Genomic DNA, 253 nt, shown 5'->3' on the forward strand with positions numbered 1-253 from the left:
CCTCAAAGAAAAAGCCGCGCCTTGGGGGGCGCGGCTTGCATATGGCTTCAGCCGATCAGCGCTTACTGAGCGTTGGTGCTATTCTGCTGGGCACCGGGCGAATTGGTCGTCGTCGGGCCGGTCGTATTGGTGTTGCGCGGCGGAATGGCTGGCTGCGCGCCCGTCTCGTTGGTTGCCGGGGTGGCAGCGCCTGCACCGGTCGAAAGCGGAGCCGTCGGCGTGGTCGACTGCACGGGGGTGCCGACGACCGGGG

Annotated in this window: 1 protein-coding gene; it reads right to left on the reverse strand. The window is 67.6% G+C overall.

All coding sequences use genetic code 11. From position 1 onward, the window contains the following. Positions 1 to 62: 62 nt before the first annotated feature. Positions 63 to 253: hypothetical protein (locus tag RYX56_RS26720; RefSeq protein WP_317124326.1), on the reverse strand; the 191-nt coding region annotated here is incomplete at its 5' end.

This window comes from Alkalihalophilus lindianensis (genome assembly GCF_032843265.1).
Lineage (GTDB): Bacteria > Bacillota > Bacilli > Bacillales > Bacillaceae_D > Alkalihalophilus > Alkalihalophilus lindianensis.